The 16,450-nt window shown below is 68.9% G+C and carries 15 protein-coding genes; 9 read left to right on the top strand and 6 right to left on the bottom strand.

The features are described 5' to 3' along the window. Window positions 1-58 precede the first annotated feature (58 nt). Window positions 59-1,003 carry a M48 family metallopeptidase gene (locus JI752_RS08475; RefSeq protein ID WP_216962241.1) on the top strand — a complete coding sequence of 315 codons (945 nt, stop codon included), beginning with the start codon at window positions 59-61 and terminating at the stop codon, window positions 1,001-1,003. 317 nt (window positions 1,004-1,320) lie between these two features. On the opposite strand, the gene phaR is transcribed toward JI752_RS08475, so the two are convergent. The 3 genes from phaR to gluQRS form a co-directional block, all read right to left on the bottom strand. Then, entirely contained in the window at window positions 1,321-1,824 is a 504-nt protein-coding gene (gene phaR / locus JI752_RS08470; RefSeq protein ID WP_216962238.1) for a polyhydroxyalkanoate synthesis repressor PhaR, read from the bottom strand. A gap of 159 nt (window positions 1,825-1,983) precedes the next feature. Beyond that, a complete protein-coding gene (gene phbB, locus JI752_RS08465; protein WP_216962235.1) occupies window positions 1,984-2,724 on the bottom strand; it encodes an acetoacetyl-CoA reductase in 741 nt (246 codons plus the stop codon). 93 nt (window positions 2,725-2,817) lie between these two features. Beyond that, the gene (gene gluQRS / locus JI752_RS08460; protein ID WP_342315727.1) at window positions 2,818-3,711 is read right to left on the bottom strand and encodes a tRNA glutamyl-Q(34) synthetase GluQRS; all 894 of its coding nucleotides are present in this window, start codon (window positions 3,709-3,711) and stop codon (window positions 2,818-2,820) included. A gap of 107 nt (window positions 3,712-3,818) precedes the next feature. Between gluQRS and htpX the strand changes: the two genes are divergently transcribed. After that, complete coding sequence (gene htpX / locus JI752_RS08455; protein WP_216962232.1) at window positions 3,819-4,727, top strand: protease HtpX; 909 nt, start codon at window positions 3,819-3,821, stop codon at window positions 4,725-4,727. Window positions 4,728-4,803: 76 nt separating this feature from the next. Here the strand turns inward: htpX and JI752_RS08450 are convergent, their stop codons facing one another. Beyond that, window positions 4,804-6,876 carry an EAL domain-containing protein gene (locus JI752_RS08450; protein ID WP_216962229.1) on the bottom strand — a complete coding sequence of 691 codons (2,073 nt, stop codon included), beginning with the start codon at window positions 6,874-6,876 and terminating at the stop codon, window positions 4,804-4,806. A 161-nt stretch (window positions 6,877-7,037) separates the two neighbouring features. Continuing rightward, on the bottom strand, window positions 7,038-8,063 hold the full coding sequence (epmB, locus tag JI752_RS08445) for an EF-P beta-lysylation protein EpmB (RefSeq protein ID WP_216962226.1): 1,026 nt from the start codon (window positions 8,061-8,063) through the stop codon (window positions 7,038-7,040). Window positions 8,064-8,194: 131 nt separating this feature from the next. On the opposite strand from epmB, the gene efp reads away from it, so the two are divergent. From efp to JI752_RS08410, 7 genes are all read left to right on the top strand, one after another. Then, on the top strand, window positions 8,195-8,761 hold the full coding sequence (gene efp, locus JI752_RS08440; protein WP_216962224.1) for an elongation factor P: 567 nt from the start codon (window positions 8,195-8,197) through the stop codon (window positions 8,759-8,761). A gap of 224 nt (window positions 8,762-8,985) precedes the next feature. Continuing rightward, on the top strand, window positions 8,986-10,329 hold the full coding sequence (locus tag JI752_RS08435; protein ID WP_216962221.1) for a TRZ/ATZ family hydrolase: 1,344 nt from the start codon (window positions 8,986-8,988) through the stop codon (window positions 10,327-10,329). 58 nt (window positions 10,330-10,387) lie between these two features. Then, a complete protein-coding gene (gene ubiG / locus JI752_RS08430) occupies window positions 10,388-11,113 on the top strand; it encodes a bifunctional 2-polyprenyl-6-hydroxyphenol methylase/3-demethylubiquinol 3-O-methyltransferase UbiG (RefSeq protein ID WP_216962218.1) in 726 nt (241 codons plus the stop codon). Then, window positions 11,113-11,799 carry a phosphoglycolate phosphatase gene (locus tag JI752_RS08425; protein WP_216962215.1) on the top strand — a complete coding sequence of 229 codons (687 nt, stop codon included), beginning with the start codon at window positions 11,113-11,115 and terminating at the stop codon, window positions 11,797-11,799. The genes ubiG and JI752_RS08425 overlap by 1 nt, the downstream gene beginning before the upstream one ends. Further along, window positions 11,796-12,500, top strand: coding sequence for a phytoene/squalene synthase family protein (locus tag JI752_RS08420; protein ID WP_216962212.1), 705 nt, complete (start codon window positions 11,796-11,798; stop codon window positions 12,498-12,500). The genes JI752_RS08425 and JI752_RS08420 overlap by 4 nt, the downstream gene beginning before the upstream one ends. A 186-nt stretch (window positions 12,501-12,686) precedes the next feature. Further along, entirely contained in the window at window positions 12,687-13,619 is a 933-nt protein-coding gene (folE2, locus tag JI752_RS08415) for a GTP cyclohydrolase FolE2 (RefSeq protein ID WP_216962209.1), read from the top strand. 97 nt (window positions 13,620-13,716) lie between these two features. Further along, window positions 13,717-15,441 carry a GGDEF domain-containing protein gene (locus JI752_RS08410; protein ID WP_216962206.1) on the top strand — a complete coding sequence of 575 codons (1,725 nt, stop codon included), beginning with the start codon at window positions 13,717-13,719 and terminating at the stop codon, window positions 15,439-15,441. Between the two features lie 198 nt (window positions 15,442-15,639). Here JI752_RS08410 and JI752_RS08405 read toward each other — a convergent pair whose 3' ends face one another. Further along, window positions 15,640-16,419, bottom strand: coding sequence for a M23 family metallopeptidase (locus JI752_RS08405; RefSeq protein WP_254200586.1), 780 nt, complete (start codon window positions 16,417-16,419; stop codon window positions 15,640-15,642). Between the last annotated feature and the right edge of the window lie 31 nt (window positions 16,420-16,450).

Genomic DNA, 16,450 nt, shown 5'->3' with positions numbered 1-16,450 from the left:
ATCGAACCGGACCGCGACGTAGCCGCAGACTATCCAGGGACGGAACAGGAGGATGCAGATGAGGATTGACCCGTTGGGCGGGGACGCGCGGCAGCAGGGCCGGCCGCGCCGTGGATTTGGCGGTATTCGCTGGTGGATCCTGATCCTGTTCGCGGGCTACGCAGCGTGGCAGTGGTTCGGCAATGCGCGCGTGGATCCCTACACGGGCGAGAAGGCGCATTACGGCGCCACGGCCGACGAGGAAGTGCAGCTGGGCGCGCAGGCGTTCCAGCAGGTGCTCGGCGATGCGAACGCACAGGGCGCGCTGTTGCCGGCCGATGCGCAGGTGAGCCAGCAGGTCCGTCAGATCGCGCAGCGGTTGATCGAACGCGTGCCGCAGGTGACCGCCACGCTGGCGGCGCAGAACCAGCAGCAGACGCCGACCGACCACCAGGCGTTCCAGTGGGACGTGGCGGTAATCCAGTCCGAGCAGGCCAACGCGTTCTGTCTGCCGGGCGGCAAGATGGCCGTCTACACCGGGCTGCTGCCCATCGCCCAGAACGCCGATGCGATGGCGGTGGTGATGGGACACGAGATCGCCCATGCGCTGCTGCGTCACGGCAGCCAGCGCATGGCCCAGCAGAAGCTGGTGCAGATGGGGCAGATGGCCGCCGGCATGGCCATCGGCGGCATGGATCCGCAACAGCAGCAGGCGGTGATGGCAGCGCTCGGCGCGGGCGCGCAGTACGGCTTCATCCTGCCGTACGGCCGCAACCATGAGACGCAGGCGGACAAGGTCGGTCTGATGCTGGCCGCGGCGGCCTGCTACAACCCGCATGAGGCGATCCCGCTGTGGGAGCGCATGTCGCAGCTGGGGGGCGGGGAACGTCCACCGGAGTTCGCCTCGACGCATCCGGACCCGGCCAACCGCATCCAGGTACTGCAATCTCTGATGCCGCAGGCCGAGCAGTTCAGGGCGCAGTACTGCGGGGCGGGGGCGGGCGCGAGCACGGCCGCGCGGTGATGCGGCAGGGTGCGGCGATGGCCGGGTGCGGCATCGCAGCGATCGCGTTCTTCAGCCTGTCGTCCCGGCGAAGGCCGGGACCCAGGCTCGCGGCGTAGGGGCACTCCCTCTCCCTCTCCGCCAATCCATCTCGCCGTCATTCCCGCGAAGGCGGGGTCTGTTGGCCCGCCGAATGGCTGCACTATTCATGGACTTTGCAGGCTTTTCGCTTCGACCTCGCTTCGTTCACGAGCGGGTCTGGCCGAAAGGCGGCGCTGTTGCTCGGAACGCGTGATGGCCTGGGTCCCGGCCTTCGCCGGGATGACGGATCAGAGAGGCTAGCGCTTCTGCTCGCCGCCCGCCGGCTTCTTGGTCGGGCCCGGCGGCGGGGTGGTGCTCTGGCCGACGCTGCCGGACAGATTGCGCTGAAACTCGTTCCACATCTGCAGGTTACGTTCGGTGAGCTGGTTCATCAGCGCCCACGGGGTCTGGCCGAGGATGCCGCCCATCTGGTTGCGGAACTGCTGCTGCTGGTCGAGGAAGACCTGCATCGACCGCTCCAGGTAGCTGCCCATGAAGCCCTGCAGCGAGTCGCCGTAGAAGCGGATGATCTGGCTCAGCAGCTGCGTGGACAGGACCGGCTCGCCGTCCTGTTCGTGCTCGGCGATGATCTGGAGCAGGACCTGGCGGGTGAGGTCGTCGCCGCTGCGGGCGTCGCGCACCTCGAATTCCTCCCCGTCGACGATGAGCTGTCGAACGTCCTCGATGGTGATGTAGCTCGAAATCTCGGTGTCGTAGAGCCGTCGGTTCGGATACTTCTTGATGACGCGCATCGAGGCCATGGAGCTTCGGCTCTAAATCGTGATGCTTCGCAGCATGGCTCAGCGCGACGGGGGTTGCAACTGCCGCTTGACGGAAAGTTAACCTCGGCGATCCGCGCCGGAGCGCGTGGACGGGGTCAACGCGCCGGCAACGATAACGGCACCTGAAACGCGTCCGCGTCACCAACCCATGTGGTGGCCGCCGTTGATGTCCAGGTTCGAGCCGGTGATCCACGCCGCCTCCTCCGCCACCAGGAACGACACCGCGTAGGCGATCTCCTCCGGCGAGCCCAGGCGGCCGGTCGGAATCTCCGCGACGATCTTGGCGCGCACGTCCTCCGGCACGGCCATCACCATGTCGGTGGCCACGTAGCCGGGCGAGACGGTGTTGACGGTGATGCCGAAGCGCGCGTTCTCGCGGGCCAGCGAAATGGTGAAGCCGTGCATGCCGGCCTTGGCCGCGGCGTAGTTGGCCTGGCCGTACTGGCCCTTGAGGCCGTTGATCGAGCTGATCTGGACGATGCGGCCCCATTTGCGCTCGCGCATGCCCTCGATCACCGGGCGGGTGACGTTGAAGCAGGAATTGAGGTTGGTGCCGATCACCTCGTTCCATTGCACCGGCGTCATGCGGTGGAAGGTGGAGTCGCGGGTAATGCCGGCGTTGTTGACCAGCACCTCGATCGGGCCGAGCTGGCGTTCGATGTCCTCCACCAGCGCCTGCGCCTCGTCCGGCGAGGACACGTCGCCGCGCGCCAGCACCACGTCCACGCCGCGTTCGCGCATCTTCGCCTGCCAGGCGCGTGCCCGGTCCTCGTCACGGTAGTTGGTGGCCACGCGGTGGCCCATGCCGGCCAGGCGCTGGACGATCGAGCTGCCGATACCGCCGGTACCGCCGGTAACGAGGGCGACGCGTGATTGCATGTGGGAATCTCCATGAGTTCCCCGGCCGCCGCGCGGGCTGGGGGCGCTTCGATTCTAGTGTGACCGCGCGGTGTCCATCGTGCGCGCGACTCATTACATTTCGTGCGGTCGATCCGGCGCTTGCGAAGGGATCCGCGCGGCCTCGAAGGCCGCCACCGCGCGCGTGAGGAGGTCGTTCACGTCGAGCGCGTCGGCGAGCGCGTCGGGCGCCTGTCCCAGACGCGCCCACGCGGCGCGCAGTGTGACCAGGGGCTGCGCGGGATCGACGGGCTGGGCGGCGTCGGATTTGGACAGCTTGCGGCCGTCCGGCCCCAACACCAGCGGCAGGTGCGCATAACGCGGCGTGGGCAGACCGAGCGCGCGCTGCAGCAGGATCTGGCGCGGCGTGGAGTCGAGCAGGTCGGCGCCGCGCACGATGTCGGTGATGCCCTGTTCGGCATCGTCCACCACCACCGCCAGCTGATACGCCCAGTAACCGTCGGCGCGCTTGAGCACGAAGTCGCCGACCTCTCGCGCCACGTCCTGTTCGACACGCCCACGGATCGCATCGTCGAACGCGACGATGCTGCCGTCGGGCACGCGCAGCCGCACCGCGGGATCCAGGCGGGGCTCACGCGCGACACATGCACGGTGGATGCCCGACACCGAGGCGAGGTCGGTGCGGCTGCAATGGCAGAAGAAGGCACGGTCCTCGAACAGCAGCTGGGCGAGGGCGGCTTCGTACAGCGACGAACGCGCGCTCTGCCACACCACCTCCTCGTCGGACACCAGGCCGAAGGCGGTCATCGCGTCGAGCTGTCGCCGCGCGGCGCCGGCGACTTCACGCGGGGGATCGAGGTCTTCCACGCGCACCAGCCAGCGTCCGCCCGCCTTGCGCGCCAGCAGCCAGCTGCCGAATGCGGCGAGCAGTGAACCAAAATGCAGATCGCCGGTCGGAGAGGGCGCAAACCGGCCGCGGTAGCCGGGCGGCGCAGGAGGAATCGTCACAACGGGCTCGTCAGGCAAAGGCGCGGATGGCGGATTTCACTTGAATTCAACGGCAGCGTGCCACATTTTTCCTGCATGGCGCGCGTGGTGCGCGCAAGGTTCCCATCATGTTCAAGCGCATCGCTCTCTTCCTGGCCACCAACCTGGCCGTCCTGGCCCTGCTCAGCATCGTCATGGCGGTGCTGCAGAACGTATTCGGCGTGCAGGTACGCGGGCAGGCGGGCCTGCTCATCATGGCGACGGTGTTCGGCTTCGGCGGCTCGCTGATCTCGCTGATGACCTCCAAGTGGATCGCCAAGCGCTCCACCGGCGCCCACGTGATCGACCAGCCGCGCAACGAGTCCGAACAGTGGCTGTTCGACACCGTGCGCCGCCAGGCCGAGGCCGCGGGCATCAAGATGCCGGAGGTCGCGATCTACGACGCGCCGGAAATCAACGCCTTCGCCACCGGCCCGAGCCGCAACAACTCGCTGGTCGCGGTGTCCACCGGTCTGCTGCGCGCGATGAACCGCGACGAAGCCGAAGCCGTACTGGGCCATGAAGTCAGCCACGTCGCCAACGGCGACATGGTGACGATGGCGCTGATCCAGGGCGTGCTCAACACGTTCGTGATCGTGCTGGCGCGCGTGGTCGGCCGCGTGATCGACAGCTACCTCAGCGGCAACCGCGAGGGCGGCCCGGGCCTGGGCTACTTCGTCATCGTGTTCGTGCTGGACATGGTGTTCGGCCTGTTCGCGAGCATGATCGCGATGTGGTTCTCGCGTCATCGCGAGTTCCGCGCCGACGCGGGCGGTGCCCGCCTGGCCGGTCGCGAGAAGATGATCGCCGCGCTGCAGCGCCTGTCGATGACCTACGGCGAGAGCACGCTGCCCAAGACCGTGCAGGCGTTCGGCATCAGCGGCGCGGTGGGCCACGGCCTGCGTCGCCTGCTGATGACCCATCCGCCGCTGGAAGAGCGCATCCAGGCGCTGCGCAATGCGCCGATGGAGCAGGTACGCGGCACCGTGGTCGGCTGATCGCGGCCGCCACGTTGTAACGAAAAAGCCCGCCGGAAGGCGGGCTTTTTCTTTTATGCACGATGGAGCCTGACGCTCAGAACTCGTAGTCCATCGCAGGCGAGGGCGGCGCCAGGAAATTGCCCTGGGCGTAATCGATGCCTGCGCCGAAAAGCGTGCTCATGCTCGCCGCGTCCTGCACGAATTCGGCGATGGTCGTCTTGCCCAGTTCGCGCGCCTTCTCGGCGATTTCGCGCACCCGCGCCTGGTGGTCGGGATTGCCGCTGAGGTCTTCCATGAAGCTGCGGTCGATCTTCAGCAGCGCCGCGTTGAAGTGCGTGAGCAGCTGGAACGAATTCAGGCCCACGCCGAACTGCTCCAGCCCCACGCGCACGCCGTACTGGGCGACCTGGGCCTGGAATTCCTGCGCCGCGCGCAGGTGCGTGAACACCTTCGATTCGGGCAGCTGCAGCACCAGCAGGTTGCCGTCGGCGCCGTGCTTGGCCAGCTTTTCCTGGATGTAGGTCTGCAGCGTGTTGTCCTGCAGCGAGGCCTGGGTGATCTTGACCAGTACCGTGGTCTGGCGGCCGGACTTCATGCGTTCGCCGATGACCGAGATCGCCTTGCCCACGACCCAGCGGTCGATTTCCCACAGCAGCCCGTGTTCCTCGGCGATCTGCAGGAAGGCCAGCGGCGGCACGAGTTCGCCGTGCTCGCCCTGCAAGCGCAGGTAGGCCTCGTACATCTCGATCGGCTCGCCGTGCAGGCCGATGAGGGGCTGGTATTCCATGACGAAGCGGTCGGCGTCGAGCGCGTCGCGAATGCGCTGCACCCAGGCTTCCACGCGCTCTTCCTCGGCGCGGTCGGCCGCGCCGGGGTCGAACAGTTCGGTGCGGTTGCCGCCCACGCCACTGGCCGACTGCAGGCACAGACTGGCCTTGCCGAGCACGGCGGTGATGCTGGCGATCTTCTCGCCGATCTGCACGCCGCCGATGCTGACGGTGGTGCTGATCGAACGGTCCGCGGTTTCCAGCACGTGGTCGGCGAAGGCGGCGCGGATCTTCTCGGCCAGGCCGAGTGTGTGGCGGTGGTCGCTGTTGGGCACGAGCACGGCGAACTGGTGTTCGCCAAAGCGCGCGGCGACGTGCTCGGCGCCCAGCGCGCCGCGCAGGCGTTCGCCCATCGCCGCAACGAGCGCATCGGCCGCGTCCAGGCCGATCTCCTGGAGCAGCCGGTTGAAATGGTCCGGCTCGATCAGCAGCAGGCCATGGTGCGTGGCGTTCTGCGCGGCGTCGGCGACGGAGTCTTCCAGCGAACGCAGGAACGTGGCGCGATTGAGCAGGCCGGTGACCTGGTCGCGCTGGCGCAGCGCTTCGACTTCGCGCGCGAGTTCCGGATCGACTTCCTGCCGGCGCAGGATGACCTGCAGGCAGCTTTCGCCTTCGTAGGTGGCGCTGGTGAATTCCATCACCGCCGGGAACGCGTTGCCGTCGAGCGCGCGCGCCTCGGTCTCGTGGCGCGGCGGGGCCTCGCCCTTGGAAATCTGCTTGAGCAGCTGCTTGAACCCTTCGACCTTCTGCGGCGCGATCAGGTCCAGCAGCGACATGCCCTCGATGTCCTCGAAGGACTCGAAGCCGAACACCTCCAGGTAGGCCTGGTTGGCGCGGATGTGCATGCCTTCGTGGATGTAGGCGATGGGCTCGCGCGAAGAGTCGATCAGCGCGTCGCAGCGGCGCTCGGTCTCGCGGATCTGCGCCTCCAGGCGGCGCTGCGAACGGCGCGCCTCCAGGTCCGCCCATTCCTGACGGACACGCACCTGAACGTGCTCGCCGCTGCGGCGCAGGACGATGCCGCGCGCGCCCAGGGTGATCATCTCCAGCAGGCGCGTGTCGTCGACGGTGTCCAGCAGCATCAGCACCGGCAGGTCCTTGCCGCTGGCGTCGACCGCCTGCATGACCTTGGTGATCGGCACCAGCGTCGCCTCGCGCGCCGCCAGGACCAGGTCCGGCGATTGGCTGGCGATGAGCGTGGCCAGGTCGTTCTCGTTTTCCGGCCGCGATGGTCGCACCGCGATGCCGCTGTTGCGCAGGCCGCTGACGATGGCCTCGGCTGCCTCGACGCTGTCGTCGATGATCAGCAGGCGCAGCGCCGTGTCTTTGCCGAAATGCATTGCGTCACCTCCCCAAGCACGAGTTATGACATGAACAGGATGTTCAGTCCATTCGTGCGCACCGGAAATCCGGGGATATGACGGTTTAGCGACCGCAGCGGCGCGAACTTGAGACCCGCGTCGCGCGCACGATGCCAAATGCGCCGGATTGGCGGTGTCGACTAGAGCGGACGTTTGCCCGGGTCGCCGGCGACCTCGCGCACGAGCTTGGGCACGAGGTAACCCGACACGCGTGCCGCCAGCTCGCGGTGCAGGGCCAGCGCTGTCGTGTCGGGGACTTCGAAGTGCGCCGCGCCCTGCACGCGGTCGAGCTGGTGCAGGTAGTAGGGCAGCACGCCGGCCGTGTGGCCGCGTTCGCTCAGTGCGGCCAGCGCATCCACCGAATCGTTGACCCCGCGCAGCAGGACGGCCTGGTTGAGCAGCAGCGCGCCGGCGCCGCGCAGGCGTGCCAGGGCCGCGTCCACGGTGGCATCGAACTCGTTGGCGTGGTTGGCGTGCAGGACCACGGTGACCGGCCAGGGCAGGGCGGCGAGCCAGTCCACCAGCGAGTCGTCCACGCGCTCGGGCAGCACGACCGGCAGGCGCGTGTGCACGCGCAGGCGCTTGAGGTGCGGCACGGTGGTCAGCGCGTCGGTCAACTCGGCCAGCTTGGGCGTGGCCAGCGACCACGGATCGCCGCCGGACAGGATCACCTCGTCGATGGTCTCGTCGGCGCGGATCGCCGCCACCGCTTCGCGCCAGCCGGCGGCGGCGGCGGTTTCCTCGGCGTACGGGAAGTGGCGGCGGAAGCAGTAGCGACAGTGGATCGCGCACGAGCCCGTGGCGATCAGCAGGGCGCGCCCGCGGTACTTGCGGATCACGCCGTGGCCGGCCTTGGCCGCGCCGTCGCCCACCGCGTCCAGGCTGAAGCCGGGCATGGGGCGCATCTCGGCGTCCAGCGGCAGGACCTGGCGCAGGAGGGGGTCGCTCGCGTCGCCGCGTCGCATTCGGGCGACGAAGCCATGCGGTACCCGCAGCGGGAACTGGGTGGCGGCCTCGTCCGAGACGCCCAGCGCGGCCGCGTCCAGGCCGAGCATCGACAGCAGTTCACGTGGATCGCGTACGGCATCGCGCCACAGCTGTTGCCAGCGCGGTGCGGGGGCGGCGGACGTGGCGGGGTGCTGGGAAAGGGGGGCAGCAGGTATCATGACGGACCGGTTTTCCTTGCGCCGCGGCCATCCGGCCGGGCACAACAGCCCGACATTCTAGCCTCCCGCCCGCACTCACCGCATTGGGGGCGGCCGGACGACACCTATTCACCTAAGCAGGAGCTCCACTCATGGCCACCCTGGGCATGAACGACGTCAAGAACGGCCAGAAGATCCTGGTCAACAACGACCCGTGCATCATCACCGAGACCGAGTACGTCAAGCCGGGCAAGGGTCAGGCCTTCACCCGCGTGAAGTACCGCAGCATCAAGTCCGGCCGCGTGGTCGAAATGACGATGAAGGCCACCGACAGCGTCGAGCAGGCCGACGTCGTCGACACCGACATGCAGTACCTGTACTCCGACGGTGAGTACTGGCACTTCATGAACCAGGAGTCGTTCGAGCAGGTGCAGGCCGACAAGGCCGGCATGGGCGGCGCCGAGAAGTGGCTCAAGGGCGAGGAAGCCTGCGTGGTCACGCTGTGGAACGGCACCCCGATCGCCGTGCAGCCGCCGAACTTCGTCGAGCTGAAGATCACCGAGACCGACCCGGGCGTCCGTGGCGACACCTCGGGCGGCGGCGGCAAGCCGGCCACGCTGGAAACCGGCGCGGTGGTTCGCGTTCCGCTGTTCGTCGGCCAGGAAGAAATCATCAAGGTCGACACCCGCTCGGGCGAGTACGTCAGCCGAGTGAAGTGATGCATCGGCCCGCTCGCGCTCCGCGCGAGCGGCTTTGCCGATGCGTCATCCCGGCGAAAGCCGGGATCCAGGCTGTCACGCGATCCGAAGGTCATCCCTTCGCCCGCGAGTCCGCTTCCGTAATATCGGAAAGCGATCCTGGAACCATGCGAGCCGCGTCGCGGCTCGCACCCCTCCCCAACCCTCCCCTGCAGGCAGGGGAGGGCGCATAGAAGAGAGGCCGCATGACCCACGACCGCATCCCCGAAGCCTGCGACCTGTTGATCGAAGCCGGATGGGTGGTGCCCGTGGTGCCGCGCGGCGTGGTCCTGGAGGATCACGCCGTCGCCGTGCGCGACGGCGCGATCGTCGCGCTGCTGCCGATCCGCGAGGCGCGTACGCGCTTCACCGCGAAGGAAACCGTCTCGCGTCCCGACGCCGCGCTGATCCCCGGCCTGGTCAATGCGCACACGCACAACCCGATGACGCTGCTGCGCGGCGTCGCCGACGACCTGCCGCTGATGGAGTGGCTGCAGGGCCACATCTGGCCGGTCGAAGGCGCGGTGATGGGCCCGGAGTTCATCGAGGACGGCATCACCCTGGCGATCGCCGAGATGCTCCGCGGCGGCACCACATGCGCCAACGAGAACTACTTCTTCCCCGACGTGCAGGCCGCCGTCTACAAGCAGCACGGCTTCCGCGCGCGCGTCGGCCTGCCGGTGATCGACTTCCCGACCGCGTGGGCGAAGACGAGCGAGGAATACTTCGAGCGCGCCGGCGAAGTGCACGACCAGTGGCGCGACGATCCGCTGGTGGCGACCGCCTTCGCGCCGCATGCGCCGTACACCGTGTCGGACGAGAATCTCGAGCGCATCCGCATGCTCTCGGACCAGCTCGACATCCCGGTGCACCTGCACACGCACGAGACCGCGCACGAAGTGGTCGAGTCGCACGAGAAGCTCGGCCAGCGGCCGCTTGCGCGTCTGGACCGCCTGGGCCTGGTGAACGATCGCCTGATCGCCGTGCACATGACCCAGCTCACCGACGCGGAGATCGCGTTGTGCGCGCAGCGCGGCGTGAGCGTGGTGCATTGCCCGGAATCCAACCTCAAGCTCGCCTCGGGCTTCTGCCCCGTCGGCAAGCTGGTGAAGGCCGGCGTGAACGTCGCCATCGGCACCGACGGCTGCGCCAGCAACAACGACCTGGACATGTTCGGCGAGACGCGCACCGCAGCGCTGCTGGCCAAGGCCGTGGCGGAGGACGCCTCCGCGTTCGACGCCGCCACCGCGCTGCACGCCGCCACGCTCGGCGGCGCGCGCGCGCTGGGCTTCGAGTCGAGCATCGGTTCGATCGAGCCGGGCAAGCAGGCCGACCTGGTCTGCGTCGACCTGGGCCAGTTGGAAACGCAGCCGCTGCACCATGTCGTCTCGCAGCTGATCTACGCCACGGGCCGCCACCAGGTCAGCGATGTATGGATCGCCGGCCGCGCGAAGCTGCGCGAGCGCATGCTCGTCGACATGGACGCGGCCGCGCTCGTCGCCAACGCGCGGCAGTGGCGCGAGCGGGTCGCGGCGATCCGGCTGACCTGACCTTTCGATTCCATCCGTTGCGGCCGTCATCCCCGGATGACGCTTGCGGAGACTTTGCATGACGACTCAATCCTCGACCGACAGCAACTTCAGCCAGTCCGAACTCGACAAGTTCGGCGCGCTCGCGCAGCGCTGGTGGGACCCGGAAGGCCCGCAGAAGGCGCTGCACGCCCTCAATCCCGCGCGACTGGGCTACGTGGCGCAGCGCACGCCATTGCGCGGTGCGCGCGTGCTCGACGTGGGCTGTGGCGCGGGCCTGCTCAGCGAAGCGATGGCGCGCGAGGGCGCCAGCGTCACCGCGCTCGACCTGGCACCGGAACTGGTGAAGGTCGCGCGCCTGCACGGCTTGGAATCGGGTGTGAAGGTCGACTACCGCCTGCAGTCGGTCGAATCGCTCGCCGACGAGATGGCCGGGCAATTCGATGCTGTCACCTGCATGGAAATGCTCGAGCACGTGCCCGATCCCGGCTCGATCATTCGCGCCTGCACGATGCTGCTGCGGCCGGGCGGCAAGCTGTTCCTGTCCACGCTCAACCGCACGCCGGCCGCGTTCGCGCTGGCGATCGTCGGCGCCGAATACGTCGCGCGCCTGCTGCCGCGCGGAACGCACCAGTACCGCGACTTCATCAAACCGCACGAACTGGGCGCCTGGCTGCGTGACGCCGGCCTGTCGCTGGAAGACGTGAGCGGCCTGATGTACGAGCCCTGGCGCAACAGCGCCCGCGTGATCTCGCGCACCGACGTGAACTACCTGGCCTGCGCGGCCAAGCCGGACGTGGCGTGATGGCGGTGGTGGAGGCGGTGAAGTTTCCCAAGGCGGTGCTGTTCGACCTGGACGGCACGCTGCTGGACAGCGCGCCGGACATGGTCGCGGCGATCGACGCGATGCGCGCGCGCCGCAACCAGCCGCCGATGGCGCTGACCGAGCTGCGCCCGCACGTGTCCAAGGGCGGGCGCGCGATGGTCGCGGCGGCCTTCCCCGAGGTTCCGGAGGATGAGCGTCAGCACTGGCTTCCCGAATTCCTGGACAGCTACGAGCAGGCGCTGGGACGTCATAGCGTTCTGTTCGACGGCGTCGACGCGATGCTCGCGGCCCTGGAACAGTCCGGTTGCATCTGGGGCATCGTCACCAACAAGCCCGAATACCTCGCGCGCCAGGTCATCCCCGTGCTGGGCTGGGAAACGCGCTGCGCGGTGCTGATCGGCGGCGACACGCTCAGCGAGCGCAAGCCGCATCCGTTGCCGCTGCTCGTCGCGGCCGAATGCATCGGCGTGGCGCCGGAAGACTGCGTGTATGTCGGCGACGATGAGCGCGATATCGTCGCCGCGCGCGCCGCCGGGATGCCGTCCGTGGTCGCGCTGTGGGGCTATCGCCTCGACGGGGACGATCCGAGCGCCTGGCAGGGCGACGTGATGATCGAAACACCTTCGGAGCTGCTGCGTCCCGACGCCTGGCCGGTCACCCGATGACGGCACCCGACCGCGACGAGGCGCTCGACAGCTTCCTCGACAAATGGCGCGCGCGCTGGCCGGAGTGGGGCGTGGCGCAGGTCTTCGTGCCGCTGCATCAGCGCGACACGGCACTGGCCTGGGCCGCACTGCTGCAGGAACTGACCGATGCGGCCTGGGGCGGCGATGACGCCCGCCCGGGCGAGGCAAAGCTGGCGTGGTGGATGGAAGAGCTGCAGGGCTGGTCGCGCGGCGTCCGTCGGCATCCGCTGGGCATCGCGCTGCAGAAGCTGCCGGCGCCCTGGCAGGTGCTCGCGGCGGCCGTCCCGTCGTTGCGCGAAACCCGCGAGCGCCCGCGCGATCGCGACGACGCCTTCGCCATGTTGAAGCCGTTCGCGCAGGCCGCGGGCGAGGTCGAGGCGTCGCTGTTCAGCGGGACCCCGGACGGTCTCGCGCTCGTGCAGGCCGGCCTGCTGCATGCACGGCTGGCGCACACCGGCGAGTCGGCCGCCCCGCTGAGCGTGCTGGCCCGGTCCGGCGAGGGCGCGATGGCGCACGCCTGGGGAGACGAACTGTCCAGGCACTGGCCGAACGCCACCGCCACCCGGCCGCGACGCCTGTGGGCCGCGCTGGCCCGCCAGCGTCTGCGTCGCGGCGACGCCGCCACGCCGCTGCCGCCCTGGTCGGCCCTGTGGACCGCCTGGCACGGCGCACGCGGGTAAGGCAGGTCGCTTGCGCGGCATGAGTCCCGTAGCGATCCGCCGGGGACGGCAGCCTCGACTATCGTCCCGATAGGCGCCCGCGCGCGCCGGAACTGACTGTTGCAGCCCCTCCGCCGGCCGCCGCCGGAGCGGCCGCTACAATGGCCCCCGCTTGCGCTCCCCCGCGCCGACCCCACTTCAAACGCCGTGACCACGACCTCGACCACTCCGCGCCGTCTCCCCGATGTCGCTTTCGACGCCGCCGCCGCGGCGCGACCGCTCGACTGGGTCGGCATGTCCAACATCGCGCTTCCGCTGCGCGTCACAGGTTCCGACGGCGAGACGATCACCGTCGCCGCATCGGTCGACGTCGCGGTGGACCTGAAGGACGCCAACGCGCGTGGCATCCACATGTCGCGCATGTACCTCCAATTGCAGGATGCCTTCGCCAGCGAGACCGTCACGCCGGCCGGCCTGCGCCGCGTGTTGCAGACGCTGGTGGAGAAGCAGGGCGGTATTTCCAGCGCGGCGCGTCTGGTGTTGCGCTACGAACAACTGCTGTTGCGTCGCGCGCTGGCCAGCGCCAATGCGGGCTGGAAGCGCTATCCGGTGGAAATCGAGGCGACGCTGCGCGAGGGGCATCTGCATCTTGCGCTGCGTTTCAGTGTCGAATACTCCAGCACCTGTCCGGCCTCTGCTGCGTTGTCGCGCCAGCTCAACGCCGAGCGCTTCTCCGAAGATTTCGCCGCCGCGCGCCCGCTTTCGACGGCGGTGGTGAGCGAGTGGCTGTCTTCCGAGCGCGGGCTGGCCGCCACGCCGCACGCGCAGCGCAGCCGCGCCGACGTGCGCGTGGAACTGCGCCCGGCCTTCGACGAACTCCCGCTTGCGGCGTTGATCGACTCCCTCGAGGCGGCGCTGGCCACCCCGGTGCAGACGGCCGTGAAGCGCGAGGACGAACAGGCCTTCGCCCGCCTCAACGCCGAGAACCTGATGTTCTGCGAGGACGCCGCCCGCCGGGTGGCGGCCGCGCTGTCGGCCGATCCGAGGATCGAGCGTTTCGACGCACAGGTGGCCCATTTCGAGAGCCTGCACGCCCACGACGCCGTGGCGCGGGTCACGGGGCAGGGCACCTCGGCCTGACCGCCGGCCGGCGTCGGGCCGCCCTTCGTCGGGCGTTTTCGCGACGCAGTTCTCACTACGCTATGCTCCCTGACCTAGCTCGGGGACCAGACGGGTCATGGGGAAACCCTTGCGTCGGTGGTGGCAGGCTGCTTTGGCCGGGTTCGGCATGCTCGTGGCGACGTCCGCGTCGGCGCAGCTGTTCGACATGTCCCGGCTCGACGGCGATCCTGTGCCGGCCCAGGTCGTCTCCGGCGGGCACCAGAGCGAATTCGCCCGCGTCGAAGGCCAGGCCATCCACGAGACCAGCAGCCGTCCGCGCTGGTGGCGGCTGACCGCACGCCAGTCTGTGTCGCCGGCCGAATCGCCGAACCTGGTCCTGCGCTTCCCCTATCTCAACCACGTCGAAGTCTGGCGGCCCGGCGAAGTCCTGCCGGTGCGCCGCGGTCTGGTCGGCAGCGACGCCGATCCCGACTTCTCGACCCGCGCATTGGTGATCCCGCTGCCGCAGGGGCTGGCCACCGGCGAATCGATCTACCTGCGCGTGCAGGCCCTGACCCCGTCGCCGATGGCGGTGGACGTGGAGCCGCTGACGGTGGTGCATCGCCAGGACCTGCGGCACGTCGCCCTGCGCACGTTCGTGCTGGGGACGCTGGTCGTCCTGGCGCTGCTGGCCGTGGGCTTCTGGGTGGGAATCGGCGAACGCAGCTATGCGTATCTGTTCCTGACGCTGGCGTCGCAGGCGCTGTACCTGGCCTGTGTCGGCGGCGAGGTGCGCGCGCTGCCGTGGCTGGCCGACCTGGTCGGCGCGGATCCGCGCGTGGGCCGCATGTTCGGTCTGCTCGGCGTGCTGGCGAGCAACAGCTTCGTCGCGCTCTACCTCAACCTCCCGGAACGCCATCCACGTTTCATGCGCGTGCTGCACGGCTGCAACGCGGTGCTGCTGGTGCTGCTGCTGGCCAACCTGGGCAGCGCGGCGGGTTGGCTGGGGTGGCTGGCGAATGCGGTCTTCCTGGTGTCGGCGGTGACGACCTTCGTCGCCAGCATCGCCGGCGCGTGGAGCCGGCAGCGCGAGGCGTATTTCATGGTGCTGTCGTGGGCGCCGATGATCGCGCTCGTCATGCTGCGCATGGGCGAACTGCTTGGCGGTTGGCGCAATCCGGAGTGGATGGAGTACGCGTTCCCGATCGGCCTGGCGATGGGCGGCCTGGTGCTGACCATCGGCCTGACCGACCACATGCACCAGATGCGCCGCGATCGCGACCACGCCAGCCGACTGGCGACCTACGACGTGCTCACCGGCGCGCTCACGCGTTCGGCGATCAACGAGCGCCTGGAGGCGCTTGCCGACGCCGCGCATCGCGGGCGGCGTCCGCTGTCGGTGGTGTTCTTCGACATCGATTTCTTCAAGCGGATCAACGATGCGCACGGTCACCGCGTCGGCGATCAGACGCTGCGCATTGTCGCGCTGCGCACGCGCAACCGCTTGCGTACCTACGACCTGTTCGGGCGTTACGGCGGCGACGAAGTCCTGGTGGTGCTGCCCGACACGCAGTTGCGCGAGGCGCTGTGCGTGGCCGAGAACCTGCGCGCGGCGGTGAACTGCCGGCCACTGTCGATCGACAACCGTTTGTTCAGCACGACTTTGAGTCTGGGCGTCGCCGAGCTGCACCACGGCGAAAGCGTGGAAAAGCTGCTCGAACGCGCCGATGCCGCGCTGTATGCCAGCAAGGCCGCCGGCCGCGACCGCGTCACCGGCTACACGGCCTCGCGCCTGCGCACCACGGCGGCGACGCCGGTGGCGAACACGGCCAATGCGCATGACACCAGTACGGTGATGTGACGCCCGGGTTGCGGCCAAGCCGCTCGCTTTACCTCCGGGTGACGTACCGTCATTCCAGCGAAAGCTGGAATCCATCTTGATCTTGCGCTGCACGCATCAAACTGGGATCCAGCTTTCGCTGGAATGACGGTGGGCAGAAGGCCGAACTGGCAGGTGAGCGGACGCGCAGACAGATTCCGCACGCCATCTAGCGAGCGTTTACTTCGTCCGCTCCAGCACCAGCAACGGATCCACGCGCACATCGAACCAGTTCATCCCCCAATGCAGATGCGGCCCCGTCGCGCGGCCCGTCGCGCCAACGGCGCCGATCACCTGCCCCTGCGTCACACGATCGCCCACCTTCACGTCGATGCGCGACAGGTGCAGAAAATTCGAGCTCACGCCGTGCCCGTGGTCGAGCAGCAGCGTGCCGCCGGTGAGGTAGAGGTCGGGCCCGACGAACGTCACCACGCCCGCAGCCGGCGCCAGCACCGGCGTGCCCGTCGGCGCGGCGATGTCCATCCCCGAATGCGGGGACTTCGGCACGCCGTTGTAGACGCGCTGGTTGCCGAAGCGGCCGCTGATGCGGCCCTTCACCGGCCAGACGAAGGGCTGGGCGAAGTCCGCGCGATCGTCGTCCCGGTTACGCGCGGCGATGACCTGCGCCTGTTCGCGTTCAATGCGGGCGGCGATCTCCGGCGGCGGCTCGACCGTCTTGGGCGGTACGCCGCGCACATTCTCGATCGGCCAGTCGCGCGGCGTCACGGCGATGCGTGCCGTCTGCGTTCGCCCGTCGGAGGTGGTGACGTCCACGCTCACCGGTCCCGCTTCGTCCCGTCCGATGCCGAACACGACCGTGCCGTAGTTCGTCGGCCGCAGCGTGCGCGTTCCGTAACGCACGCTCGCATCCGCCGGCACTTTGCCGAACACCAGCGCGCCCTGCTGCACCGAAGCGGGAAAGACCACGCGCGTATCCACGCTGGCACCGCTCGCGGCCATGGCCGGTGCGATGTTCGCGGCTGCGGCGGCC

This window comes from Lysobacter sp. MMG2, from assembly GCF_016735495.2.
Classification (GTDB): domain Bacteria; phylum Pseudomonadota; class Gammaproteobacteria; order Xanthomonadales; family Xanthomonadaceae; genus Lysobacter_J.
The sequence above is the reverse complement of the archived record's forward strand: the minus strand, read 5'-3'. Positions and strand labels throughout refer to the sequence as shown.

Coding starts and splice junctions, on each gene's coding strand:
- JI752_RS08475 (WP_216962241.1), top strand. CDS start 59: ATGAGGATTGACCCGTTGGGCGGGGACGCGCGGCAGCAGGGCCGGCCG.
- phaR (WP_216962238.1), bottom strand. CDS start 1,824: ATGGCCTCGATGCGCGTCATCAAGAAGTATCCGAACCGACGGCTCTAC.
- phbB (WP_216962235.1), bottom strand. CDS start 2,724: ATGCAATCACGCGTCGCCCTCGTTACCGGCGGTACCGGCGGTATCGGC.
- htpX (WP_216962232.1), top strand. CDS start 3,819: ATGTTCAAGCGCATCGCTCTCTTCCTGGCCACCAACCTGGCCGTCCTG.
- JI752_RS08450 (WP_216962229.1), bottom strand. CDS start 6,876: ATGCATTTCGGCAAAGACACGGCGCTGCGCCTGCTGATCATCGACGAC.
- epmB (WP_216962226.1), bottom strand. CDS start 8,063: ATGATACCTGCTGCCCCCCTTTCCCAGCACCCCGCCACGTCCGCCGCC.
- efp (WP_216962224.1), top strand. CDS start 8,195: ATGGCCACCCTGGGCATGAACGACGTCAAGAACGGCCAGAAGATCCTG.
- JI752_RS08435 (WP_216962221.1), top strand. CDS start 8,986: ATGACCCACGACCGCATCCCCGAAGCCTGCGACCTGTTGATCGAAGCC.
- ubiG (WP_216962218.1), top strand. CDS start 10,388: ATGACGACTCAATCCTCGACCGACAGCAACTTCAGCCAGTCCGAACTC.
- JI752_RS08425 (WP_216962215.1), top strand. CDS start 11,113: ATGGCGGTGGTGGAGGCGGTGAAGTTTCCCAAGGCGGTGCTGTTCGAC.
- JI752_RS08420 (WP_216962212.1), top strand. CDS start 11,796: ATGACGGCACCCGACCGCGACGAGGCGCTCGACAGCTTCCTCGACAAA.
- JI752_RS08410 (WP_216962206.1), top strand. CDS start 13,717: ATGGGGAAACCCTTGCGTCGGTGGTGGCAGGCTGCTTTGGCCGGGTTC.
- JI752_RS08405 (WP_254200586.1), bottom strand. CDS start 16,419: ATGGCCGCGAGCGGTGCCAGCGTGGATACGCGCGTGGTCTTTCCCGCT.